Here is a 22,788-nt window from a genome sequence, read left to right as displayed (position 1 = left end):
TTTACGAAGCTACTATTTAACTTCGGCGCGGTTGAATAGTTTGACCGCAATCCAGAAGAAGAGAAGGAAGTAGGCCGAGGCCACGACTGGTGTCAAGTCGAAGTTTAGGTTGCCCCAGGTCAGCGGCTTGCCTACTTTTAGGAAGGTGAAGAAGAAGGCAAAAGCCTCATTCGCACTCATGAATTTCTGAACCACATTCCCCATGCTATCGCGATTAGTGGTTAAGAAGGTATAGGCTCCGCTTAAGATTGGGTTAATGAAGCTGAGCAGAAGATAAGTGAAAATCAGTGGTCCTTGGCCAGCGAAGAGGAAGGCAGGAATGCTTAAGAGGGCGATGTAGCCTAGGAAGAGGGGGATGCTAGGAATCAAATAGTTAGTGAAAAATTCGAGGATTTCATTACCCTTGAAAGTAGCACCCGACATGCTGCCCCCGATTAAGAGCCCAACCAGGCTCAAGCATGAAGCTAGTAAGAGGTAGAAGAGTCCTACCAGGATCTTGCTGAGGACGACAGAGCGACGGCGGTGGCCATAACTGATGGTGTTAATCAAGGTCCGGTTCTTAGTCTCGTTGTTAAAGGTCAGGATTTGAGCCACAAAACAAAGAATCAGGGGCATTTCCTTTAGGCCGACGGTATAGATACTCAAAACTTGATTGCCCACAAGAGCCTTAGTTAGTGCACTAGTACTAGTCCCGCTTTTTTCCCCGAAGAGAATCATGGAAGCTAGTGAAGCAATACCGAGTGTCGCCAAAAAGCTGAGCAGCAGCATAGTAAAAGGCGCCACCCGATGACGGATTTGATAGAATTCTGCGCGTAATAGCTGGAACATCTTAGTTGCCTCCTTCTGTAATATTCAAGAAGACGGATTCTAGGTCATTCTTGTGGCTACCCAGGAAGAGAAGTTCGAAGCCTTCATTTACTAGGCGTTTGGCAATTTCAGGTAGGGGCACTTCTAAGTCATAGATGGCAATGAGCTCTTTACCATCTGCTGCCACCTTATCTTGGCCCAGCCATTGGCTGAGGAAGTCCAGTGCCTTGGCATTGTCGGTTGTTTGAACCTGATAATAGGTGCTAGCTTGATGAGCGAGTTCTTGAGAGCTAATGTCGGCCACCTTGCGGCCTTTGTTAACGAAGACGAAGCGACTTGCCAAGTGCTCCAATTCCGACAGGATATGGGAAGAAATTAAGATGGTCATGTTCTTTTCCCGATTGAGTTTCAAGAGTAGCTCCCGCACATGGATAATCCCAGCAGGGTCCAAGCCGTTAATGGGCTCGTCTAGAATTAAGAGGTCGGGATCATGTAAGAGGGTTAAGGCAATGGCCAAACGTTGCTTCATCCCCAGGGAGAAGTTCTTGACTTTCTTATTGCCTGTCTTGTCCAGTCCAACCAAGGCCAAAACTTCGTTGATACGGGCGCCGCGGTCTTTGACCTTGCGTTGTAGGGCATAATGAATCATATTCTCCTTAGCGCTCATGTTATCGACAAAGGCAGGAGCCTCAATCAAGGCGCCGACGAAGTGGCGGTTGGTTAAGAGGGCCTCGTAGTCCACCGAGCCAAAGAGCTGAATGTTCTTCTCGGATGCAGGGGTTAAGCCCACGATGCTACGTAGCAGGGTGGATTTACCAGCCCCGTTGGGTCCGATGATGCCGACGATTTCACCGCGCGAGACGGAGAGGTCGAAGGAATCTAAGGCCCGTTGCTTCTTATAAATCTTAGTCAGCTGGCTTACTTGCAAGACAGACTCTAAGACGGATTCGGTCATGTAAATCTTCCTTTCTTAAAGGGAATCGCTATCTATAGTATAGCAAGGATGCCTGTTGATTCCAAGCCAGACGGGTAGTAGGCGGGTGTGGCTGAAGAAAAAAGATAAAGATTACGGTTGACATCCAGTCAGAAAGGCGTATAATAAATTATGGAAAAAGTAACCATTACATATTTTCATAGGAGGAAGATCGAATGAAACGTAAATTATCTGCACTTTTAGCAAGCCTAGTATTAGTACTTGGCTTATTGGCACCATTGGCTCCTACTGTCTCAGCTGCTGGCAAGAAGAAGGTCATGACCACCTTCTATCCAGTTTACTACTTAGCTCAACGCATTGCCGGGGATAAGGCGGAAGTTTCCATGCTCTTAGAAGGCAACCAAGATGCCCATGACTACGAAATGAGTGCCCGCGACGCAGCCAAGGTCCAAACTAGTGACCTCTTTATCTACCAAGATGATGAGATGGAGCACTTTGTTGAAGATTTAACCAAACTCTTGGATACTGACAAGACCAAGGTTCAAAAGACAACGGAAGGCATTGAGCTCCTCAAGGGTGATGCCGACCACGAAGATCATGAAGACCACGACCACGAAGCAGAATCTGGGGAAGAGCATCATGAAGAGGGCGAAGAAGGCCATCACCATGAATTTGACCCACACACTTGGATGGACCCAATGACTTATGCTAAGCAAGCGGAAAATGTCAAGAAGGCCTTGGTGGCCTTAGACCCTGACAATGCGTCAACCTATGAAGCCAATGCTGCTAGCCTAACAGAAGACCTTAAGAAATTAGACCAAGAATTTAAAGAAGGCACCGCTAAGCTAAGCGACAAGAACTTTGTGGTACAACACGCTGCCTTTGGCTACCTTGCCCACGCTTATGGCTTAGAACAACATGCTATTACGGGTATCTCTTCTACAGCAGAACCAAGTGCGGCTGCCCTAGCTAAGATGCAAGAATTTGTTAAGGAACACAAGACCAAGGTCATCTTCGTTGACCCATCCTTGGATGATGCCATTGCCAAGACCGTAGCATCTGCTACAGGTGCTGAGCTCCGTCCATTGCGTACCCTAGAAACCGTTAGCGCCGAAGAAATTGCGGCTGGTGCTGACTACTTCAGCCTCATGCGCGAAAACCTAGCTAACTTGACCAAGTAGCTAGTCAAGATTAAGACACCTCAAGCAAGCGGTGGCATTGCCACTGCTTGCATTTTTTGTCCTAAGTGGTCTATAATAGGAGGAGTCAAGTGTAGCAATTACTATCCAATGAATTGTTAACTCTTCAGTTTTGTCCCAACTAGCAGGAGGGACCTTTTTAGCCAGCAAATTATCTGCCAAGGAGGCAAATCATGACCTTAGTCAGTGTCAAAAACCTCTCCTTCTACTATGATCGGGAGAAGGTCCTTAATGAAGTAAATTTTGAAGTCAATCCGGGCGAGTTTGTCATTCTGACCGGGGAAAATGGGGCGGCCAAGTCCACCCTCTTGAAGAATATCCTAGGCCTACTTAAACCAGCGTCAGGCACGGTCACGATTGCTAAGACTAATGCCCTAGGCAAGCCCTTGTCTATCGGCTATGTGCCACAGAACGTCAACTCTTTTAATGCTGGCTTCCCTAGCCGGGTTCAGGAGTTTGTCGAGTCCGGTCGCTATCCAAAGGGGCGTTGGTTCAAGCGTCTAGACGCCCATGACAAGGAACACGTGGATCGGGCCCTATCGGCTGTCGGCATGAGCCATTTGCGCCATAAGAAAATTGGAGAATTGTCAGGCGGTCAGAAGCAACGTATCTGCCTAGCGCGGGTCTTCGCCACTGATCCGGACTTCTTCGTCTTAGATGAGCCAACCACCGGCATGGATATTGAGTCCCGGCGGGCCTTCTACCGACTCTTACGTCATGCCTGTAAACATCACGGCAAGTCCATCCTCATGGTGACTCATGCCGACCAAGAAATTGAAGGTTTTTATACCCGGGAAATTAGACTAGTGAGAGAGGAGGGAACCCCATGGAGATGTTTCAGCTTGACTTCATCCAACGCGCACTCCTAGCCGGCCTGGCTATTTCTTGCATTACGCCTATTATCGGCCTCTTGCTGATCCTGAAGCGCCAATCCATGATGGCCGATACTTTGTCCCATATCTCCCTAGCGGGGGTAGCCCTGGGAATGATTTTGCGGGTCAGTCCAACGGTGACCACTCTACTAGTCGTCATTGTGGCTTCGGTCTTGTTAGAATATTTGCGACTCATTTATCGGGACTTCTCCGAAGTGTCAGTGGCCATTATGATGGCGGGTGGTATGTCGGTGGCCTTGGTGCTTATGAATCTTAACCGCAACGCCTCTAACTTTAAGATAGAACAATTCCTTTTCGGTTCTATTATTTTGATTTCACCTCAAGAGGTAATTCTCTTGGCGGTCCTAGCGGGCATTGTCCTAGCCCTCTACCTACTCTTCCGTCGCCCCCTCTATGTCATGAGTTTTGATGAAGCGACGGCACATACGGCAGGCCTGCCTGTCAAGTTCATGTCCATTCTGCTGTCTGTCGTGACAGGGGTGGCCATTAGTGTCATGATGCCGATTGTGGGGGCCTTACTGGTATCTGCCCTTATTGTTATTCCGGCCGCGACTGCCATTAAGCTGTCCTCGAGTTTCAGACAGACCATTTTGATTGGCTTTGTCATTAATGTGCTAGGGATTATCGCTGGTTTGATGGCCTCTTACCATCTGAATACACCGCCAGGGGCTTCGATTACCCTAGGCTTTGTTATCTTATTTGTCGTGATTTCTCTGGTCCAGGGCCTACTTAGCTGGTGGCGGAGTAGAGCTTAATCTAGGCAAGAAAAGCGGCTGAGTCCTTGGCTCGGCCGCTTTTTATTTGCACAAAAGATAAAACAATTATGTAATAATTAATGATATACAAGCGCCTTACATATTGCGGGCAAAAAGTAAGTGAAATTGCCCGTCTATTACCGTCTTTCACATAAAGATACTAATAGCTAGGGCATGACCATGTCTAGACCTTTCGGCGGTAAAAAAATCAGAAAGACGAATATTGTGAAAAACAACTATGGAAAACGTTCTAGTTTCTGATATAATAAAGTTAAACCAAAAAGGAGTTGTGAATCATGGGTGTAGAAGCCAAGAAATTTAAACGCAATCATCGAATTGTATTCATCTGCCAGTATTTAATGGAACATCCCAATCAGCTAGTCACCTTGTCCTTCTTTGCAGATTACTTTGATTCTGCCAAGTCCTCAATCAGCGAAGACATCAATTTTGTTCGCGATGTCTTCCAAGAAAATGACCTCGGGGACATTCGCACAGTGGCTGGGGTATCTGGTGGTATTATCTTCTACCCGACGATTCAAGACCGTGATTTGAAGGACCTCTTCCAGCGCGTAGCTAAGAAAATGCAGTCAGGCAAACGGGTCCTGCCTGGCAACTATATATATATGGGTGATGTCTTGCAAGATTCTGACATTCTTAACCGCCTAGGTAAGTTGATTGCCTCTCGTTACCAACGAAGTGGCGTGGATGCTGTTATGACTATCGAGACCAAGGGGATTGGCTTGGCCGTCGCTGTTGCCCGCTATCTCAATGTCCCGCACGTAGTAGTTCGCCGTGACTCGCGTGACGCTGAGGGATCAACCATTTCCATTAGCTACCTATCTGGGTCCCTGCAAACTGTCAACAAGATGGAATTATCCAAACTAGCCCTAGCGCCTAAGAGCAAGGTCTTAGTGGTGGATGACTTCCTCCGTAATGGTGGGACTATTTTTGGACTCTTGTCCATGCTGGATGAATTCGAGTGTCAGCTAGCCGGCGTCTGTGTCTTCGCGGAGAATACGGACCAGGAGAAACAAAAATTGCCACCTCACGAGTCCTTGATGAAGATTCAAATGGTCTATAACCCAGAAATCGAACATTTTGAGCTCTATACAGAACCTGGTAGCTTCTTCCAAGACCAGGCTTTCGAGCCTTTCACCACTTCCCTCCACTAGAAAATGACAAATTGATAAAAAATGATAATTCGATTGGATATCTGCGCCTGAAATCGGTATAATAGTATCGGTAGATTACGAAATTAACGTGCCATGTCGTACGTAGTAAGCAAAGGAGTATGATGAATGGAGAATCGGATGGCAGTCATTCTAGCTGCAGGGAAGGGAACACGAATGAAATCTTCCCTCTACAAGGTCCTACACCCAGTGTGTGGTTTGCCTATGGTGGCCCATGTGGTGCGAGCAGTTGAAGCCAGTGGCGTCAACCAAATCGTTACCATCGTGGGGCATGGAGCGGAAGCTGTACAAGCCTACTTGGGCGATAAGTCTAGCTATGCCTTACAGGCAGAACAACTAGGGACAGGTCACGCAGTCCTACAGGCAGAAAGTGCTTTGGGACATTTAGCGGGCAGCACCCTGGTGATTTGTGGTGATACGCCACTCTTGACTGCTGAGACTTTATCGGCCCTTTTTGACTATCACCAAGCTCAAGGGGCAGGAGCAACCATTTTGACCGCTGTCACCGAAGATGCGACAGGTTACGGACGGATTGTCCGTGACGCTGAGGGTCAAGTTCTGAAGATTGTGGAACAGAAGGATGCCACAGAGCAAGAGGCGCTGATTCGTGAATTCAACACCGGGACCTATGTCTTCGACAATCAATTATTGTTTGATTGCCTCAAACGTGTGGGTAACGACAACGCCCAAGGCGAATATTACTTGCCGGATGTCATTGCGCTAGCCCGTCAAGCAGGTCGGACTGTAGCTGCTTACGTCATGGCAGATGAGACCGAAGCCATTGGGGTTAACGACCGAGTAGCCCTAGCGGAAGCGACCTTATCTATGCGTCGCCGCATTAATGAATATCATATGCGCCAAGGTGTGACCATGATTGATCCAGCTTCAACCTATATTGAAGCCGATGTGGTCATTGGTCCAGATACCACTTTGGAAGCCAATGTTAGCCTCAAGGGCCAAACCCGTATTGGGGCTCAATGCCAAATCGGGGCCAATACGGAAATCCATGACAGTCAATTAGCGGATGGCGTCTCCGTGACTCAATCCGTTATCGAGTCTTCAACAGTCGCCACTGGTGCTACTGTGGGACCATTTGCCCACCTGCGGCCAAATAGCCACCTAGGCCAAGATGTTCATATCGGCAACTTCGTCGAAGTGAAGAACTCTACCTTAGGGGCAGGCGTCAAGTCAGGCCACCTAACCTATATTGGCGATGCTGACTTAGGTCGTGATATCAATATCGGTTGTGGCACCATCTTCGTCAACTATGACGGCAAGAAGAAGCACCGTTCAACTGTAGGTGACCAAGCCTTTATCGGCTGTAATGCTAACATTGTCTCACCAGTCAAGATTGGCGACCAAACCTTTATTGCAGCGGGTACAACTGTGACGCACGATGTGCCAGATCAAGCCTTGGCCATTTCCCGTGTCAAGCAAGATAACATTCCCAACTATTGGCAAAAATTTAGCAAAAAGTAATTTTTAGGAGGAACCATTGTGGGTAAACATTATAAAGATCCGAAGTTGAAGATTTTCTCTTTGAGTTCAAACCGTCCTTTGGCAGAGAAGATTGCGGAGGCAGTTGGTCTAGAATTAGGGAAAATTAGCATTTCACGTTTCTCAGACGGTGAAGTCAAGGTCAACGTGGAAGAGAGTATTCGGGGGGCGCACGTCTACATCGTGCAATCGACTTCTGACCCAGTCAACGACAACTTGATGGAACTCTTGATCATGATTGATGCTTTACGCCGGGCAAGCGCTAAGACCATTAACGTGGTCATGCCTTACTACGGCTATGCGCGTCAAGAACGTAAGGCGCAGTCGCGTGAACCAATTACCGCTAAATTAGTTGCTAACATGATTACTATTGCTGGGGCAGACCGCGTCTTGACCTTAGACTTGCATGCACCGCAAATTCAAGGCTTCTTCGATATCCCAGTGGACCACTTAATTGGGGTGCCACTCTTGGCTGACTATTTCTTAGAAAAAGGCCTCTTCGGTGAGGATGTCGTGGTCGTTTCTCCTGACCACGGTGGGGTAGTGCGGGCTCGCAAATTGGCCGACTTCCTCAAGTCACCAATTGCCATCATCGACAAACGCCGTCCGCGTCCTAACGTCTCTGAAGTCATGAACATTATCGGGGATGTTGCAGGTAAGAAATGTATCATTATCGATGACATGATTGATACCGCAGGGACCATTACCTTAGCGGCAGCTGCCCTCCTCGATAAGGGCGCAGATTCCGTCTATGCTTGCTGTACCCACGCTGTCCTATCTGGCCCAGCGGTTGAGCGCTTAGATGAATCGGACATCAAAGAAGTCATCGTGACCGACTCTATTCAACAACCAGAAGGTCGCCACTTAGACAAACTCCAAACCATTTCTGTTGGTAACTTAGTTGGGGAAGCCATCAAGCGTATCCACGAAAATCGTTCAGTAAGTCCACTCTTCCAAGAAAAATTCAAGTTGGAAGATTTAAGCAAGGAAGACTAATCCTATTCCAGTCTAGAAAGGAAGAACCCCATGAAACAATTCTTCAAGAAAATGGCCGCTCTTGTGATGGCCTTGACCCTGATTTTCGTCTCTTTACCTAAAGTACAAGCGGAAGATTTAGCCATCTCTGAACTTTTAGGCCGTAGCTATGAAGCCTACCGTGGCCTCAAGAGCTTCCACACTCAAGGGACGCTCAAGGCTGCCATTGATCGTCAGACCCAACATATGGACCTAGGCCAAGTGCAAGTCGATGGTTATGTCGATATCCAAAACCTAAACGTTGATCTGCAGATGGTTATTGATTCAATTTTCCTACCGCAATTCCGCAATGTTCGTTGGGGTGTGAAGGACAATCAAACCTTCTATGAAATTGATGATCGTATCGCCCAAGTGGAAGATACTAGCGCGGAAAAAGCTGATCTTAAGAAAACTTTAGAGCGTGAAGGTTTCAACTTCCCTGCTAAAGACGAAGTCGTTAAGGCCTTGGCTCAACATGATGAGCTAATCAAGCAAATTTTCAAACTCACAGAGACAGATAGCGAATATGTACTCAGCCTGCGTGATGATATTGATGCCAAGAAACTCTTCGATGATAACAAGGCTGCTTTGGATGAATTCAAGCAACGAATCTATGATGAGATGGAAGAGCGTGGCGAAAAGGTATCACCAAGCTACAAGGCGCAAGTTGACCGCTTCTACAGTGCCGAAACTCTGAGCAAGTTCTTGGAAAGCAAGCCGGTTTATGAAGTTCACTTTGCTAAGGATAGCTACTTGGTGACATCTTATAAGGTGGAAGTGACCTTACGCTTCACAGACTTCCTAGATAGCAAAGAAGTTGAACAATTTGGCCTCTATAGCTTCTACTACAACGCAGAAATGACCTTCGACGGTTTCAACGAAAGCCGCGAGATTACTGTGCCAAAAGAAAAATTACCTGGTTCAGAGCCTGAATCAAGTCGCTTGACAGAATCAAGTGAAGACAGCTCTTCAAGTTCTGCTTCAGAATAAGGACAATTTTCTAGCAGCCCCTAGGGGCTGCCTTTTTTGTGAGGCGCTAGCGAAGGGCGAACTTTCCCCGCTTTAGAGCCTAGGATTTGTTCGGAATAATGGGCTTTTTCTCGGTCTAAAGTATGAAATTTATATGAAATCGAGGGCTTTTGGTTGTAATTTAAGCTGAGCGAGTTATAATAGGAACATGTAAAATCTTTTACGTAAAGGAGAATGATGATGAAATCCATCAAGAAATTTTTTGCTGTAACAGCTGTTGCTGCTACTGTATTCGCTACTACCCCTGCTACTACTGCTCACGCTGTAGGTTTGAATGAACTCTTCAGCAAAGCTGATGCAGCTTTGAAGACTGTGAAGTCTGTAGAATTGAAGGGTGACTTGGCAGTAGCTTTTGACCAAAACGGGACTAAAGTAAACGTTGCTAACGTAAACTTTGAAACTGAATTAGACGTAGAAAACGTTCAAGGTGAAGGTAAAATTGAAGTTGCGAGCCAATTGTCTCCAAACGCTCAAAAACAAGCTTTCCAAGTCAAAGATGACACCTTAGCAACTCAAACTGGTGATAAAGAATGGACTAAGGCAGACTTCTCTGCACAACGTAACCAATTCAAGACTGCTATCCAAAACGGCTTGCAAGCAGCTTACAAGGACTTAACTCCTGAACAAGAAGCTACTTTAGGTCAATACTTCGAAGTGAAGGAAGACGGCGAAGACTATGTTTACGCCCTCAAACAAGGCATCGACGGGAAGAAATTCTTCGAAGATAACAAAGAAACCTTCGCTCGCGTTAAGGAACAAGTCTTGAAACAAGCAGAAGCGAACGGTCAATCTGTATCTGATCAACAAAAAGCAACCTACGACAAGCTCTTCAGTGCAGAAACCATGGAAAAATTCTTTGCATCAAACCCTAAAGTAGAAGTTCGTTACAACAAATCTACTTTCTTAGTATCTAAGGTGACTCTTGATGTCAACTTGAACCCTGCTGACTTCTTGCCAGCTCAATCAGCTCAAGGCGCACCAGGTAAAGTATCTGTACAAGCTAACTTAGAAGCTAAAGACTACAACCAACCAATCGAATTAGAAAACCACTAATCCGTCATAAAAGCACCCTTAGGGGTGCTTTTTTAATGGCTTTTTGACTGCAGAAAAAGAAGAAACGAAAGAAATTCTACTTTTGTCTAACTTTTTGTGGGTAAAGACTTGAAGTCTGGCTCTTAAAGTGTTAGCATAATATTATCAGGTGCTTGCCTAGGCAAAACCTGGAATGTAACTGCGACTAAGAGGAGGAATGAAAATGAAAAAATTAGTCAAAGTATTAGTTGTTCTCTTGGCTTTCTTTAGCCAATTACCTTTCGCTGCAGCCCAAGATGCTGCGCCATCTTTCGTTGATTTGATGACCCAAGCCAACGAAGCAGCACTCAAGTTGGAGACTTTCCACTTGGAATCTAGCCTGTCCGTTATTGGTACTACTAAGACTACACCACGTAGTTTAACGGCTAACCTAACAGGTGACGTGGATGTTAAGAATGCTGAGCTCCAAGGTAAACTTGATTTACAAGTGCCACCAACCACCAACGGCCAATTTGAGGCAGTGGTAAAAGGTGCCAAAGCCTTCTTCCGTGAAGGAGACAATGACTGGCATGTATCAGATGTTTCCATCAACAAACAAGAATTCCAAAAAGCTTATGCCAAGTTTTTAGAAGTAGCTAAGACAAATTCTGAATTAGACAAAGAATTTAATACAGCTCTTTCTGAATTATTCAATGTAGAGGCAAAGGATGACGAGTATCAACTTTCCCTCAAACAAAACATTGACGGTGCTAAGTTCTATCAAGATCACGAAGCACTCTTTAAGAAATTACAACAAGCGGCTTTAGACCAAGCTAAACAAGCAGGTCAAAACGTTAGCGAAGATAGCTTTAGCAAGGTTTTCACTGCTGATAACTTCAAGAAGTTCTTCGAATTGAACCCTAGCTTGGTAGTAAGCTATGATAAAGAAACTCACTTCGTCAAAGCTTTCAACCTTGTCCTTCATGTAGACGTGGCTCAAGTGAATCCTAAATTAGCTGAGGGTGATGACGCACCGCAAACGATAGATGTAACCTTCACTGTGACTGTAAGCAACCACAACCAACCAGTTGATATCAAGGAACCTGAAGCAGGAGCTGGCAATGCTAATTCCGCTTCATCTTCTGAAGAATAAGCAAGCTAGAAGGCTAGGACTTGGTCCTAGCTTTTTTCTTGTCTAGCATTTATTTTGGCGTCAAAAGTGCTCAGAATTGCTTGTCCTCTAAGGCTTAAGGTATAATGAAGGGGTAGATGATTCCTGGAGGGATAATATGAATATCAAAGCAATTGCCAAGGAAGTCTTAGAATTCCTGGTTTACTTAATTATTATGGTGGCGGCGGTTTTCGCCTTGCGTCACTTTGTGGTGGAGTCTTTCCGTGTGGATGGTCATTCCATGGACTATACCTTACAGCATGACGAGCGCCTCTTTATGTGGAAATTAGCCAAAATTGAACGCTTCGACGTGGTGGTTATTAAGGCGCCGAGTGACCCTAGCAAACGCTATATCAAGCGTGTCATTGGCGTGCCAGGTGACACCATTGAAGTGCGCGACGACAAACTCTACCTCAATGGCGTCGCTACTGACGAGCCTTACTTAGCCGAGAAGGTGAAGGAATACCAGGCAGCCAATCCAAATGGCAACTTCACGCAAAACTTCACCCTAGCACAAGTAGCCGGTGCTAGCACAGTGCCAGAAGGTAAGTACTTCGTCTTGGGCGACAACCGCCAGAACTCCCTGGATGGCCGTTCCTTTGGTTTTATTGATGCCAACACGGTTGAAGGGGAAGCCGATGTCTGCTATTGGCCTTTAAACCGCCTGGGCTTTTTACAAAAGTATAAATTAAATGATGCGGGACAAATTGTGAACCGCTAATTGAGTCAGGTCCAGGGACGCCAGTCCCGGACCTTTTTTGTGCTAGGGAGTTAGCAGAGGGTAGCTTGACAAAGGGCCTAAAAATGCGTATATTTATAGCTGTAAATAGACTAGTACAGTCCCTATGGTTTTAGAGAGTGCGTCCTTGGCTGGAAGATGCATACCCTCTAGCGGATTGGAACCTACTATTGAATAGAACAAGTGGGTTGGCCTCCTTATCGGCTATAAGTTGGCCGGCGCCTATGTCGGCAAACAAGGTGGTACCGCGGAGTGACTGTGCTTCGTCCTTGATTAAGGATGAGGCACAGTCACGATTTTTTGTAAGGAGGTTTACCAGATGGTAACAAGACAAGAAGATTTCTCAAAATGGTATTTACAAACCATTCAACAAGCAGATTTAATGGACTACTCGCCAGTGCGGGGCTGTATGATTTTTAAGCCAGATGGCTATGAAATCTGGGAACATATCCAAAAAGCCATGGATGCTCGTTTCAAGGAAGAAGGCATCCGTAATGCCTACTTCCCAATGTTAATTCCTGAATCATTCTTCAACAAGGAGAAGGATCACATCGAAGGCTTTAGCCCAGAATTACCATGGGTAACGGAAGCAGCCGGTGAGAAATTAGAAGAACGTTTGGCCTTACGTCCAACTTCTGAGACCATTATTGGGGATGCCTTCTCCAACTGGATCCAGTCCTACCGTGACCTACCACTCGAAATCAACCAATGGGCCAATGTTTTCCGTTGGGAGAAGAAGACCTTACCATTCTTGCGGACCTCTGAGTTCCTCTGGCAAGAAGGCCATACAGCCCACGCCGACGGTCAAGAAGCCTTGGACCGCACCATGCGTATGCTCCAAATCTATAAGGAAGTCGTGGAAGGTGTCTTGGCTGTACCAGTGGTAGACGGTGAGAAAACACCTTCTGAGCGCTTTGCCGGGGCTGTTAGCACCTTCTCCATTGAAGCCATGATGCAAGACGGTAAAGCTGTTCAAGCCGGGACTTCCCACTACATGGGGACCAAGTTTGCGGAGGCTTTCGACATCCGTTACCTCAATACAGATAACGAGCACGTTTACGCGCACACTAGCTCATTCGGGGTATCCACTCGCTTGATTGGGGCTATGATTATGACTCACGGCGACGACAAGGGCTTGGTCTTGCCACCAGCTGTGGCCCCAACTCAAGTAGTCTTCGTTCCAGTAGGTCCATGGCAAAAGAACCCAGCTATTCTGGACAAAATCCATGAATTACAGGCGCAACTTAAAGCGGCAGGTATCCGTTGCCGCGTAGACGACAGCAACAACTCGCCAGGTTTCAAATTCAATGAATGGGAACTTCGTGGGGTGCCAGTTCGGATTGAGTGTGGTCCACGCGACTTAGAAAATGCGCAAGTCATGATGAAGGCTCGCGACTTAGATGAGAAGGTAGCCGTACCATTTGACAACTTCTTGGCTAGCGTTCAAGCGGAATTGACTGGCATGCAAGGACGACTCTTAGAAAAGGCGCGCCAAATGAACCAAGCCAACTACTATACGGACATCAATAGCTTAGATGAGCTCAAAGCCCACATCGAAAGCAAGCGGGCGGCTGGCCAAGTACCTGGTTGGGTGCTAGCTGGTTGGGATGGCACTGAAGAGAGCGAAGCCAAGATTAAGGAAGAAACTGGCTTCACCACGCGTAACATTCCATTTGCAGGTCAAGTGCCAGAGAAAGCAACCTGTATCGTGACAGGCCAGCCGGCTAAACACACCGTATGGTTGGCGCGGGCCTACTAAGAAAGAAGGAAGCTAAGATGGAGGCTAAGTTTTGCCGCGAATCTCGGGCGGTGCAAACCCACCGTATCCTACCTTTCCATTGTAATATGCACCAGACTCTTTATGGCGGTCAGCTCATGGAATTCATTGATAACTGTGCCAGTATTACAGTGTCCCGCCATACGCGTAGTCTCTGTGTGACGGCCTCGATGGACCAGCTCAACTTTATCCGGCCTCTGCACTTGTCTGACTCCGTCTGTGTGGAAACCATTGTCACAGGTACCGGCCGTACCTCGGTCGAAGTTTTTGCCAAGGTAGTGGGGGAACGTCTTGAGACGGGGGAACGTTATCTAGCAGCGACGGCCTTCTTGACCTTTGTGGCCATCGATGAGACGGGGGCTTCGGTTGAGGTCGCCCCTATTCAGCCAGAGGGCCCAGAGGAAATTTTCGTCTGCGCTAGTTACCCAGAACGCCAGGCTAAGCGTATGGCCGAACGCAAAGCATCGGCTCAATTCCAGTCAGGCCTCAACTTGGATTTCCCCTGGGATACCCACTAAGGCCTGTCTGACGCCAGGTGCTAGCTTTTCTAGCTAAGGACCAAATTTATTCTTTACATTTGGTAGAGAATTAGGTATGATATTAGTGTTGCACCGAGTGCAGACAAATAACTCTAGACTAGCAAATAGCCTAGGGCAGAAAGGAAGTTCATAAATGAGACCAGATATTCATCCAAACTACCAACCAGTTGTCTTCATGGACACTACTACTGGTTACAAATTCTTGTCAGGTTCAACGAAAACTTCTAACGAAACGGTTGAGTGGGAAGATGGCAACACTTACCCATTAATCCGTGTGGAAATTTCGTCTGATTCACATCCATTCTACACTGGGCGTCAAAAATTCACCCAAGCAGATGGTCGTGTGGACCGCTTCAACAAGAAGTACGGCTTCAACAAATAAGCCAACATTCTATCCACAGAAGATTAAGAGCCCCTCGGGGCTCTTTTTTGATTTTAGGTAACAATCTTGCGCAAAGCGTGACAAGACAAGGTTTTTGGCTTATAATAGAGGATGAGACTAAAATTCGAAAGGATGTTTTTTATGAGTACATTATGGACTGTTTTAGGGATTATTGCTGGGATTGTGGTCCTATTAGTAGTCTTCTGGGCATCTGTCTACAACCGTTTAGTTCGTTTACGTAACTGGTCTGAAGAGAGCTTCAGCCAAGTAGACGTGCAACTCCAACGTCGTAACGACTTAATTCCAAACTTAGTGGAAACAGTCAAAGGTTACTCTAAACACGAGAGTGAAACCTTAGACGCTGTAGTGAAGGCGCGTCAACAAATCGTTAACTTGCCAATGGATGCAACACCTGAGCAAAAGAACGAATTATCAAACCAATTGACAGGCGCTTTATCACGTTTATTGGCTGTAGCAGAAGCTTATCCTGAGCTCAAAGCTAACCAAAACTACTTAGACTTACAACGTAGCTTGGAAGAAACGGAAGACTTGATTGCCAAAGCACGTCAAATCTACAACTCAAGCATCGGCCAATACAACACTGGGATCCAAACCTTCCCTAACAGCTTGGTAGCTGGCTTAAGTGGCTTTGCACCAAAAGCTTACCTACAAGCACCAGCTGAAGCAAAAGAGGCACCAAAAGTAAGCTTCTAAGTCTAAACTTGCTCCCATTATACTATTGACCTACTAGCTAGCATGGAAAGGAGGCATGAGATGAAACGGGTTAACCTCTATGTGCATTATGACTCGGTTACCAACTATATGATGACCCGGGCCCTAAGTCTGACTAGTGACGATTTTAGTGCACAGAATTTACCTAATAACTTGATTTTGGCAGAAGCACCGGCTAATTTTGGTCGCTTTGATGTGCAGACCAACTTCAAGATTTTGCGGGGACGGTCAGAAGTCTTACGGTATATGGAGACAGTCCAAGCCCAGAAGCTACGGATGTCTAACTGGATTGACTTCGAATCCATTGAACTCATGCATCAATTGACTCCTCAGGAAATTGCGGAATTGCTTTATCTCTTCCACTCTTCCAATGTCCTACGCTCAGCTTTCTTCTATAAGTTGCAGAATAACTTTGTCTATCTCACTTTACCTAATGGGCTCAACAAGCTCTTCTATCGGCATATTCAAGACTTCTACCCGCGCTTTGCTCGGAATATGACCGAACGCATGATGGATCTGGTCAATGAGAATAAGAACCTCTTCTTCTCTAAACGCCAGACAGTCTCCCTCTTGCCTGCGCACGTAGCAGAGGAACTGGCCCCTTTATTCGCCAACGGCATCAAGGTGGACTTCGTGCAAGCTCACTCTCATAACGGAAAATGGTCAGTGCCACTCTTCGTGATTGAAGATGAGTTGACCCTGCTCTCACAGAATCAGAATATGGCAGAGCAGATTGGGGAGATTGTCTATGATACAAGTGCCAACCATTGGCGTCTGGTATTGAATATCTAAATTTGATGGAGGAACTTTACATGAAAATCGTCTTACTCTATGGTGGGCAGAGTGCTGAACATGATATTTCCTTGATTTCAGCACATAACATTATGCAGTCCATCATGTACAACTACTATGAGGTACAACCTGTTTACATTACTAAGCAAGGAGACTGGCTCAAAGGGGCGCCTTTATCAGGTCCGCTTAGCCACTCTAACCAACTGGCCTTAACTGTTGGTCCGCAAGCACGTTGGGCTGAGGGGCCGGAGGGTCAATCAGTCGGGACCTTAATTCAACCTGGCGATATTAAGGAGGCAGACACCATTGTCTTTCCTGTATTGCATGGTCCTAACGGCGAAGATGGGACCATCCAAGGTTTCTTAGAAGTCTTGGGTATGCCTTATGTTGGAGCTGGCGTGACTGCTAGCGCCTGCGGTATGGACAAGGTCATTTCCAAACAACTTTTCCACCAAGCTGGCTTACCACAAGTACCATACGTGGCCTTCGATTCTCGTGAATGGGCTCAGTCCCCTGAGGAATGGATGAATCGCTGCGAGGGCAACTTGCTCTATCCGCTCTTTGTAAAGCCTGCTAACATGGGCTCTAGCGTGGGGATTTCTAAAGCCACCACGACCGAAGAGCTACGCGCAGCCGTAGAGAAAGCTCTGCAATTTGACCGCCGTATCGTGGTGGAACAAGGGATTTCTGCCCAAGAATGCGAAGTAGCAGTCCTGGGCAACGATGATGCGCACGCTAGTGTAGTCGGCCGTCTGGTCAAGACTGCTGATTTCTATGACTACGATGAAAAGTATGTCAACAACACAGTTGAAATGGAGATTCCGGCTCAATTGCCAGATGCCATTAGTGACAAGATTCAAGAATATGCCCTACGCGCCTACCGCGCATTGGATGGCAAGGGCTTGTCACGGGTTGACTTCTTTGTAACGGCTAGCCACGATATCTATATCAATGAAATTAACACCATGCCAGGCTTCACGCCTTACAGCATGTATCCTTGTCTTTGGGAAGCGACCGGGCTTAATACCCGCGACTTGATTGAAGAGCTCTTGCAGTTAGCACTCAAGAGTTTCCAAGACAAGCAAGCCTATAAACAAGTAAGTCGTTAAAGACAAAACCACATGGCGGATGCCGTGTGGTTTTTGATAGCATTAGAAAAGCGAAGTGCAGAAGCACTTCGCTTTTTTCTTAGGCATTGAGCGCCTGAATAATGTCCGCAATTAAATCTTGCGGGTCTTCAATCCCTACGGATACCCGTAGTAAGTCGGCTGTTAAACCATAAGACTCGCGAATGTCTTGCGGGATATCAGCATGGGTTTGGGTGGTTGGATAGGTGATGAAGCTTTCGACACCCCCTAGGCTTTCGGCGAAGGTGAAGACCTTGAGAGCCCGTAAGAAGCTGTCTACCTTGTTGGCATCTTGAATCTTAATGGACATCATAGCGCCGCGACCAGGATAGAGGACTTCTTTGATTTGAGGGTGTTGGCTTAGGGCTTGGGCTAGGGCCTGAGCATTGGCTTCTTGCCGGTCTAGTCGCAGGGACAGGGTTTTAAGTGAGCGGATAAAGAGCCAACAGTCAAAAGGAGACAAGGTTGGGCCTGTTGTGTTGGACAACCAGACTAGTTGCTCGCCCAAGCTAGCATCCTTGGCCACCACCACACCAGCCAAGATGTCGTTATGGCCAGTCAGGTATTTGGTGCCTGAATGAATAACTAGGTCAGCCCCTAATTTCAAGGGGCGTTGACGTAGAGGCGTCAAGAAGGTGTTGTCCACGATCAGGAGTGTTTGGTGGTGTTGACAGAGTTGGGCAACAGCGGCCAAATCAATTTCTTGCATCAGCGGGTTGGTAGGTGTCTCGACGAAGACAGCAGCTACTTGATCGCTAATTAAGGAGGTCAAGTCTTCTAAATCTTGGAAATAAGTAAATTGATAGAAGCCTTGTGCTTGGAGTTTATCGAAGTAGCGGAAGCTACCCCCATATACGTCCCGTGTTACCAGGAATTGACTACCAGCTGGGAAGAGGCCCAGGACTAGCTGGATGGCACTCATGCCAGAAGAGGTCACCACTGCTTGGGCACCACCTTCGAGGGCAGCCAGGCCTTCTTCTAAGACTGTACGAGTAGGGTTTTTGGTTCGGGTATAGTCAAAGCCTGTGCTTTGGCCTAAACCTGGATGGGCGTAGGCGGTAGACAGGTGAATAGGTAGGGAGACTGCGCCGGTCTGTTGGTCTTGGCGGTTGCCCAGTTGGGCTAGTTGAGTGTCGCGATGGGTCATCAGGGTCAACTCCTTTATGGATTAATGGGTCAAAGAAAAAGCCCGACGCACAGGAAGAGACCTGTGCGCCGGGACGAATCTTCGTGGTACCACCCGATTTTGTGCTTGCCTCACAGCAAGCACCTTGGTAAGTCTAAGACTTGGCAGTAACGTTGCGAACGTCTCACTGGCTGAAAAACAGTGAAATTCTCAGAGGTCATCTTGGGTCAAGGTGGCCACCCATTTGCAGCAACTAGGGCTCTCTATAGACCAAGGCTTGACTTACTCATCTCGTCATCGAAGTAGTATTTGCCTCAGTGTAACACGAAAGCAGAAGCCTGTCAACAGAGCCATTTTGTCAGGAGTCGACTAATATGGCTGTTATGGGCTTTAATCATATTATTACCTCTTGGTGGCAATTCTTGACCTTGAACCACTAGGGGCTATCCAGTATAATAGAGACTATATTGGTGGCGACTTGGACTGAAAGGGAGGAACTATAATGGCGCAAAAAAATACAAAAAAATCTAATGTTTGGCTTCAGCTAGGCTATATAGTCTTGTGTCTTATAGTCGGCGCTGCAGTTGGCCTGCTGATTGGGCGCTTCTTCGGTTCTTCGTTGGCCAATCAGATACGCCATGTGTCCATTACCTATTTGCTGGCGACCTTTATAGTGAGCACAGTCTTACATATTATTATTCATGAAGGGGGCCATTTGCTTGGTGGCCTGCTGACAGGTTATCAATTTGTTAGTTTCCGGGTTATGGATTTAAAATTAGAAAAAACAGAGTCAGGTGGCTTTAAGTTTCGCTGGCAACATGTGGCCGGGACGGGTGGACAGTGTTTGATGCGTCCACCACGCTATCAAAGCCAAAAATTTCCTTTTAGGCTCTACTTAGCGGGTGGTTTTCTGGCCAATATTTTGACCAGTGTCTTGGCCTATTGGCTCTGGCCTAATATCTATGTCTTTGTCTTTGCTAGCCTAGGGATTTTAATGGGCCTGACCAACGCTATTCCCATGAGTTTCAATGATGGCAAGAACCTCCTATTATTGAGCAAAAGTGAATTAAACCGTCTGGTCTTCTTCCTAATGTTAGAGGATAATTACTGGGCTAATCGCGGTAAGTCTTATGATGAGAAATATCGCTATCTACGGCGTGTTACTATTAATGAGACGAACTTCTTGACTGATACTACGATTTTCTATGACTTAGAGCAACTAGTGGATCAGGGGCAGTTCGAAGAAGTCTACATATTGGCTAAGAAAATCTATCAGGAACGGGAGGATATGGTGACGCCCTATCGTCAGGAAATCTTGCGTCTCTTACTTTTTGCGGCTAGCCTGCAACATCCGGAAGATCCCCTGATTACGACCTTACTGGAAGAGCCACTCTTAGTGGCCATGCTGAAAACCAAGCGACCAGAAAACTCAACCGCCCAAGCTGCCTATCACTGGCGAGTTAAGGGGGATGTGGCGACGGCGCAGGAGCATTTGGCGCAAGCTAAGAAACGACTACCTCGTGCCCATAATCTTAGAGCCCAGGAGCAGGAAGCTCGGATTATTGATTACCTGGAAGAGAAAATTCAAGCAGAACACGCTAGTAATAATTAAAAAAACTCAAGTATCGGTTTGGTGCCGATTCTTGAGCTTTTTTTATTTGCGGCTCATAGTTTCCGGGGTATTAAAACCGGACATTTAGATTCAGTTGGCGCTTTTTGTTCGGAAAAGCTTTACTTTGAGCAGGATAATCGCTATATTTAGAGTAAACAATTTGAAAGGAGTGACAGTATGAACTGGTTCATTTTAATTGGTATTGTAATTATTGTCCTTGGTTTTTCGCTCAAGTTGGATACCATGGCGGTCTTAATCGTGGCGGCTTTGTCAACGGCTTTAGTGGCTGGCATTCACTGGCAAGAGGCATTAATTCTCTTGGGGGAAAACTTTGTCAAGAACCGTTTGGTCACCATCTTCTTGATTCCAATTCCCATGATTGCTATGGTAGAACGATTTGGTTTGCGTCAACAAGCCCAGCATCTGATTAGTAAGCTCAAGGGCTTGACGGCACCTATTTTGCTCTATACCTATGTTGTGATTCGTGAGGTGTCCCTGGCCTTCCAAATTCCTCTAGGTGGGCACGTGCAATTTATCCGGCCCTTGATCTATCCCATGACTGAAGCAGCGGTGCGCGAGAAATGCGGTGAGGATTTGAGTGACGAAGAAGTCGACGCGATTAAGGGTAAGTGTGCGGCTGTAGAAAATATTGCTAACTTCTACTCCCAAAATATCTTTGTTGGTTCTTCAGGAGTCTTACTGATTATTTCGACCTTAACTGAAGCAGGATATGATGTAGCGGCAACAGATGTGGCCAACACTGCTTTGACCGTGGGGATTGCTAGCTTAATCGTGGTAGCACTTTATATGGCATACTGGCAACAAGGGCTTAACAGAAAGGGGCGGAAATAATGGAAATTACTGCAGTACGTGATTTAATTTTAGAATTCGCCTATTACATTGCGGGCGCGATTTTCTTCCTGTCGGCCTACTATGTTTATCGTTCGGATAGTAAGACTCGGATAGGGACGACTCTCTTCTGGAGTCTCTTGGGGGTTATTTTTACTTTTGGTTCTTACCTACCTCCGCTTCTAGTGGGGATTCTTCTAGTGGTTATGGCAGTTCTGACTGTAACCAAGCAAGTGACTACGCCTAGTCTTCACGCGGTATCAGATGCAGTGAAGGAAGAACGTGCTAAACGTTTTGGCTTATGGATTTTCTTGCCTTCTCTAACCTTGGCCTTAGTGGTCGTTTTATTAGTCTATAATGTTAAGGGTTTAGGGGGCCAGGCGCCTTTAGTAATTGGTGGCTTAACCGCTTTGGTAGTTGCCTTGATTATGTTGCGACCTAAGCCAAAAGAAGTCTACGATGGGACTACGCAAATGACCCTGCAAATGGGGGTAACCATTATCTTGCCTCAGCTACTTGCAGCCCTTGGCATCATTTTTACTAAGGCCCAAGTCGGGACCTTGATTTCGACGGCAGTGGCTTCAGTGGTGCCAGCAGAGAACCGTTTGTTGGGTGTTGTAGCCTACGTTTTAGGTATGGTTATTTTCACTATGATTATGGGAAATGCCTTCGCAGCCTTCACGGTAATTACAGCAGGTATTGGGATTCCTTTTGTTTTCGCCTTGGGAGCTAATCCGGTGGTAGCGGGAACCTTAGCTATGACAGCAGGCTATTGCGGGACCTTGATGACCCCAATGGCAGCTAACTTTAATTCCATGCCGGCTTCTCTCTTAGAAATGAAAGACTCAAATGGCGTCATTAAGCAACAAGTGCCTGTCGCACTGGCCATGATTGTCCTCCATATTGCCTTGATTTACTTCATGGCATATTAGAATAGGAGATGAAATTATGAAAATTTTAGTAACTGGTTTTGATCCTTTTGGCGGTGAAGCCATTAACCCCGCCTGGGAAGCCGTTAGTCGCTTACCTAAGGAAATTGAGGGCGCTGAGATTGTGACGGTTCAGATTCCAACCGTTTTTGGTGATTCGGCTAAGCGTCTCTTTGAAGCGGTAGAACAGCAGCAGCCTGATGCGGTGGTCTGCGTCGGTCAAGCGGGCGGTCGCTTTGGCATTACGCCTGAACGGGTAGCCATTAACGTAGATGATGCGCGAATTGCAGATAACAAGGGCCAACAGCCTTTGGATACAGTGATTCAAGCAGATGGGGCGCCTGCCTACTTTACGACCTTGCCGGTTAAGGCCATGGTAGAGGCAGTTAAGGCAGCGGGCTTGCCTGCTAGCCTATCTAACACGGCTGGGACCTTTGTCTGCAACCACATCATGTATCAGAACCTCTATTATCTGACTAAACACTATCCTAATACTCAAGGGGGCTTCATTCATGTCCCTTATGTGACGGAACAAGTGGTAGACAAGCCAGGCCAGGCCTCTATGGCTTTAGCTGATATTGTCAAAGGCCTGACAGTCTGCTTAGAGACCATTGTAGCCTACCAAGGCAAGACAGATGCTCAAGTCGTGGGCGGCGAAACCCATTAACCGCAAATAAAAAATGA

The 22,788-nt window shown here is 46.7% G+C and carries 23 protein-coding genes; 20 read left to right on the top strand and 3 right to left on the bottom strand.

The features are described from left to right. Nucleotides 1-12: 12 nt before the first annotated feature. Nucleotides 13-828 (bottom strand): ABC transporter permease, encoded by an 816-nt coding sequence (locus ACO53F_RS01850; protein ID WP_485137099.1) that lies wholly within the window; start codon nucleotides 826-828, stop codon nucleotides 13-15. A gap of 1 nt (nucleotide 829) precedes the next feature. Then, a complete protein-coding gene (locus ACO53F_RS01845) occupies nucleotides 830-1,762 on the bottom strand; it encodes an ATP-binding cassette domain-containing protein (protein ID WP_485137098.1) in 933 nt (310 codons plus the stop codon). Between the two features lie 194 nt (nucleotides 1,763-1,956). Here ACO53F_RS01845 and ACO53F_RS01840 point away from each other — a divergent pair, with 194 nt between their 5' ends. From ACO53F_RS01840 to ACO53F_RS01765, 16 genes are all read left to right on the top strand, one after another. Next, the gene (locus ACO53F_RS01840) at nucleotides 1,957-2,922 is read left to right on the top strand and encodes a metal ABC transporter solute-binding protein, Zn/Mn family (protein WP_485137097.1); all 966 of its coding nucleotides are present in this window, start codon (nucleotides 1,957-1,959) and stop codon (nucleotides 2,920-2,922) included. A gap of 191 nt (nucleotides 2,923-3,113) precedes the next feature. Beyond that, nucleotides 3,114-3,809: a metal ABC transporter ATP-binding protein gene (locus ACO53F_RS01835; protein ID WP_023391323.1), complete on the top strand. Its 696-nt coding sequence runs from the start codon at nucleotides 3,114-3,116 to the stop codon at nucleotides 3,807-3,809. Further along, nucleotides 3,767-4,588, top strand: coding sequence for a metal ABC transporter permease (locus ACO53F_RS01830; RefSeq protein ID WP_303886285.1), 822 nt, complete (start codon nucleotides 3,767-3,769; stop codon nucleotides 4,586-4,588). Before ACO53F_RS01835 ends, ACO53F_RS01830 begins: the two co-directional genes overlap by 43 nt. A 296-nt stretch (nucleotides 4,589-4,884) precedes the next feature. Next, a complete protein-coding gene (gene purR, locus ACO53F_RS01825) occupies nucleotides 4,885-5,760 on the top strand; it encodes a pur operon repressor (protein ID WP_485137096.1) in 876 nt (291 codons plus the stop codon). 126 nt (nucleotides 5,761-5,886) lie between these two features. Further along, nucleotides 5,887-7,257: a bifunctional UDP-N-acetylglucosamine diphosphorylase/glucosamine-1-phosphate N-acetyltransferase GlmU gene (gene glmU / locus ACO53F_RS01820; protein WP_485137095.1), complete on the top strand. Its 1,371-nt coding sequence runs from the start codon at nucleotides 5,887-5,889 to the stop codon at nucleotides 7,255-7,257. Between the two features lie 18 nt (nucleotides 7,258-7,275). After that, on the top strand, nucleotides 7,276-8,271 hold the full coding sequence (locus ACO53F_RS01815) for a ribose-phosphate diphosphokinase (protein ID WP_314196826.1): 996 nt from the start codon (nucleotides 7,276-7,278) through the stop codon (nucleotides 8,269-8,271). Between the two features lie 30 nt (nucleotides 8,272-8,301). After that, nucleotides 8,302-9,279 carry a hypothetical protein gene (locus ACO53F_RS01810; RefSeq protein ID WP_485137094.1) on the top strand — a complete coding sequence of 326 codons (978 nt, stop codon included), beginning with the start codon at nucleotides 8,302-8,304 and terminating at the stop codon, nucleotides 9,277-9,279. A gap of 219 nt (nucleotides 9,280-9,498) precedes the next feature. Next, nucleotides 9,499-10,371 (top strand): hypothetical protein, encoded by an 873-nt coding sequence (locus tag ACO53F_RS01805; protein WP_485137093.1) that lies wholly within the window; start codon nucleotides 9,499-9,501, stop codon nucleotides 10,369-10,371. Between the two features lie 202 nt (nucleotides 10,372-10,573). Further along, a complete protein-coding gene (locus ACO53F_RS01800) occupies nucleotides 10,574-11,482 on the top strand; it encodes a hypothetical protein (RefSeq protein WP_485137092.1) in 909 nt (302 codons plus the stop codon). 136 nt (nucleotides 11,483-11,618) lie between these two features. Beyond that, complete coding sequence (gene lepB, locus ACO53F_RS01795; protein WP_485137091.1) at nucleotides 11,619-12,221, top strand: signal peptidase I; 603 nt, start codon at nucleotides 11,619-11,621, stop codon at nucleotides 12,219-12,221. A gap of 337 nt (nucleotides 12,222-12,558) precedes the next feature. Next, complete coding sequence (gene proS / locus ACO53F_RS01790) at nucleotides 12,559-13,998, top strand: proline--tRNA ligase (protein ID WP_485137090.1); 1,440 nt, start codon at nucleotides 12,559-12,561, stop codon at nucleotides 13,996-13,998. A gap of 17 nt (nucleotides 13,999-14,015) precedes the next feature. Then, nucleotides 14,016-14,534 (top strand): acyl-CoA thioesterase, encoded by a 519-nt coding sequence (locus ACO53F_RS01785; RefSeq protein WP_485137089.1) that lies wholly within the window; start codon nucleotides 14,016-14,018, stop codon nucleotides 14,532-14,534. Between the two features lie 154 nt (nucleotides 14,535-14,688). Continuing rightward, nucleotides 14,689-14,937 (top strand): type B 50S ribosomal protein L31, encoded by a 249-nt coding sequence (locus tag ACO53F_RS01780; RefSeq protein WP_023391311.1) that lies wholly within the window; start codon nucleotides 14,689-14,691, stop codon nucleotides 14,935-14,937. Nucleotides 14,938-15,078: 141 nt separating this feature from the next. After that, on the top strand, nucleotides 15,079-15,651 hold the full coding sequence (locus ACO53F_RS01775; protein WP_070756217.1) for a LemA family protein: 573 nt from the start codon (nucleotides 15,079-15,081) through the stop codon (nucleotides 15,649-15,651). Nucleotides 15,652-15,711: 60 nt separating this feature from the next. Next, nucleotides 15,712-16,461: a hypothetical protein gene (locus ACO53F_RS01770; RefSeq protein WP_035363975.1), complete on the top strand. Its 750-nt coding sequence runs from the start codon at nucleotides 15,712-15,714 to the stop codon at nucleotides 16,459-16,461. Nucleotides 16,462-16,481: 20 nt separating this feature from the next. Further along, entirely contained in the window at nucleotides 16,482-17,570 is a 1,089-nt protein-coding gene (locus ACO53F_RS01765; protein WP_485137088.1) for a D-alanine--D-alanine ligase, read from the top strand. Nucleotides 17,571-17,649: 79 nt separating this feature from the next. On the opposite strand, the gene ACO53F_RS01760 is transcribed toward ACO53F_RS01765, so the two are convergent. Further along, nucleotides 17,650-18,735 carry an aminotransferase class I/II-fold pyridoxal phosphate-dependent enzyme gene (locus ACO53F_RS01760; protein ID WP_485137087.1) on the bottom strand — a complete coding sequence of 362 codons (1,086 nt, stop codon included), beginning with the start codon at nucleotides 18,733-18,735 and terminating at the stop codon, nucleotides 17,650-17,652. Nucleotides 18,736-19,216: 481 nt separating this feature from the next. On the opposite strand from ACO53F_RS01760, the gene ACO53F_RS01755 reads away from it, so the two are divergent. The 4 genes from ACO53F_RS01755 to pcp all read left to right on the top strand — a co-directional run bounded on the left by ACO53F_RS01755 (nucleotide 19,217) and on the right by pcp (nucleotide 22,771). Next, nucleotides 19,217-20,326, top strand: coding sequence for a hypothetical protein (locus tag ACO53F_RS01755; protein ID WP_485137086.1), 1,110 nt, complete (start codon nucleotides 19,217-19,219; stop codon nucleotides 20,324-20,326). A gap of 177 nt (nucleotides 20,327-20,503) precedes the next feature. Next, nucleotides 20,504-21,178 (top strand): 5-oxoproline transporter, DUF969 family subunit, encoded by a 675-nt coding sequence (locus ACO53F_RS01750; RefSeq protein ID WP_023391305.1) that lies wholly within the window; start codon nucleotides 20,504-20,506, stop codon nucleotides 21,176-21,178. Further along, entirely contained in the window at nucleotides 21,178-22,107 is a 930-nt protein-coding gene (locus ACO53F_RS01745; protein ID WP_485137085.1) for a DUF979 domain-containing protein, read from the top strand. The genes ACO53F_RS01750 and ACO53F_RS01745 overlap by 1 nt, the downstream gene beginning before the upstream one ends. 16 nt (nucleotides 22,108-22,123) lie before the next feature. Beyond that, nucleotides 22,124-22,771, top strand: coding sequence for a pyroglutamyl-peptidase I (gene pcp / locus ACO53F_RS01740; RefSeq protein ID WP_485137084.1), 648 nt, complete (start codon nucleotides 22,124-22,126; stop codon nucleotides 22,769-22,771). Nucleotides 22,772-22,788 lie beyond the last annotated feature (17 nt).

Source organism: Abiotrophia sp., from assembly GCF_057275535.1.
The sequence above is the reverse complement of the archived record's forward strand: the minus strand, read 5'-3'. Positions and strand labels throughout refer to the sequence as shown.

What these genes read in the sequence shown, in the direction of transcription:
- ACO53F_RS01850 (WP_485137099.1), bottom strand. Translation starts at nt 828, where the DNA reads ATGTTCCAGCTATTACGCGCAGAATTCTATCAAATCCGTCATCGGGTG.
- ACO53F_RS01845 (WP_485137098.1), bottom strand. Translation starts at nt 1,762, where the DNA reads ATGACCGAATCCGTCTTAGAGTCTGTCTTGCAAGTAAGCCAGCTGACT.
- ACO53F_RS01840 (WP_485137097.1), top strand. Translation starts at nt 1,957, where the DNA reads ATGAAACGTAAATTATCTGCACTTTTAGCAAGCCTAGTATTAGTACTT.
- ACO53F_RS01835 (WP_023391323.1), top strand. Translation starts at nt 3,114, where the DNA reads ATGACCTTAGTCAGTGTCAAAAACCTCTCCTTCTACTATGATCGGGAG.
- ACO53F_RS01830 (WP_303886285.1), top strand. Translation starts at nt 3,767, where the DNA reads ATGGAGATGTTTCAGCTTGACTTCATCCAACGCGCACTCCTAGCCGGC.
- purR (WP_485137096.1), top strand. Translation starts at nt 4,885, where the DNA reads ATGGGTGTAGAAGCCAAGAAATTTAAACGCAATCATCGAATTGTATTC.
- glmU (WP_485137095.1), top strand. Translation starts at nt 5,887, where the DNA reads ATGGAGAATCGGATGGCAGTCATTCTAGCTGCAGGGAAGGGAACACGA.
- ACO53F_RS01810 (WP_485137094.1), top strand. Translation starts at nt 8,302, where the DNA reads ATGAAACAATTCTTCAAGAAAATGGCCGCTCTTGTGATGGCCTTGACC.
- ACO53F_RS01805 (WP_485137093.1), top strand. Translation starts at nt 9,499, where the DNA reads ATGAAATCCATCAAGAAATTTTTTGCTGTAACAGCTGTTGCTGCTACT.
- ACO53F_RS01800 (WP_485137092.1), top strand. Translation starts at nt 10,574, where the DNA reads ATGAAAAAATTAGTCAAAGTATTAGTTGTTCTCTTGGCTTTCTTTAGC.
- lepB (WP_485137091.1), top strand. Translation starts at nt 11,619, where the DNA reads ATGAATATCAAAGCAATTGCCAAGGAAGTCTTAGAATTCCTGGTTTAC.
- proS (WP_485137090.1), top strand. Translation starts at nt 12,559, where the DNA reads ATGGTAACAAGACAAGAAGATTTCTCAAAATGGTATTTACAAACCATT.
- ACO53F_RS01785 (WP_485137089.1), top strand. Translation starts at nt 14,016, where the DNA reads ATGGAGGCTAAGTTTTGCCGCGAATCTCGGGCGGTGCAAACCCACCGT.
- ACO53F_RS01780 (WP_023391311.1), top strand. Translation starts at nt 14,689, where the DNA reads ATGAGACCAGATATTCATCCAAACTACCAACCAGTTGTCTTCATGGAC.
- ACO53F_RS01775 (WP_070756217.1), top strand. Translation starts at nt 15,079, where the DNA reads ATGAGTACATTATGGACTGTTTTAGGGATTATTGCTGGGATTGTGGTC.
- ACO53F_RS01770 (WP_035363975.1), top strand. Translation starts at nt 15,712, where the DNA reads ATGAAACGGGTTAACCTCTATGTGCATTATGACTCGGTTACCAACTAT.
- ACO53F_RS01765 (WP_485137088.1), top strand. Translation starts at nt 16,482, where the DNA reads ATGAAAATCGTCTTACTCTATGGTGGGCAGAGTGCTGAACATGATATT.
- ACO53F_RS01760 (WP_485137087.1), bottom strand. Translation starts at nt 18,735, where the DNA reads ATGACCCATCGCGACACTCAACTAGCCCAACTGGGCAACCGCCAAGAC.
- ACO53F_RS01755 (WP_485137086.1), top strand. Translation starts at nt 19,217, where the DNA reads ATGGCGCAAAAAAATACAAAAAAATCTAATGTTTGGCTTCAGCTAGGC.
- ACO53F_RS01750 (WP_023391305.1), top strand. Translation starts at nt 20,504, where the DNA reads ATGAACTGGTTCATTTTAATTGGTATTGTAATTATTGTCCTTGGTTTT.
- ACO53F_RS01745 (WP_485137085.1), top strand. Translation starts at nt 21,178, where the DNA reads ATGGAAATTACTGCAGTACGTGATTTAATTTTAGAATTCGCCTATTAC.
- pcp (WP_485137084.1), top strand. Translation starts at nt 22,124, where the DNA reads ATGAAAATTTTAGTAACTGGTTTTGATCCTTTTGGCGGTGAAGCCATT.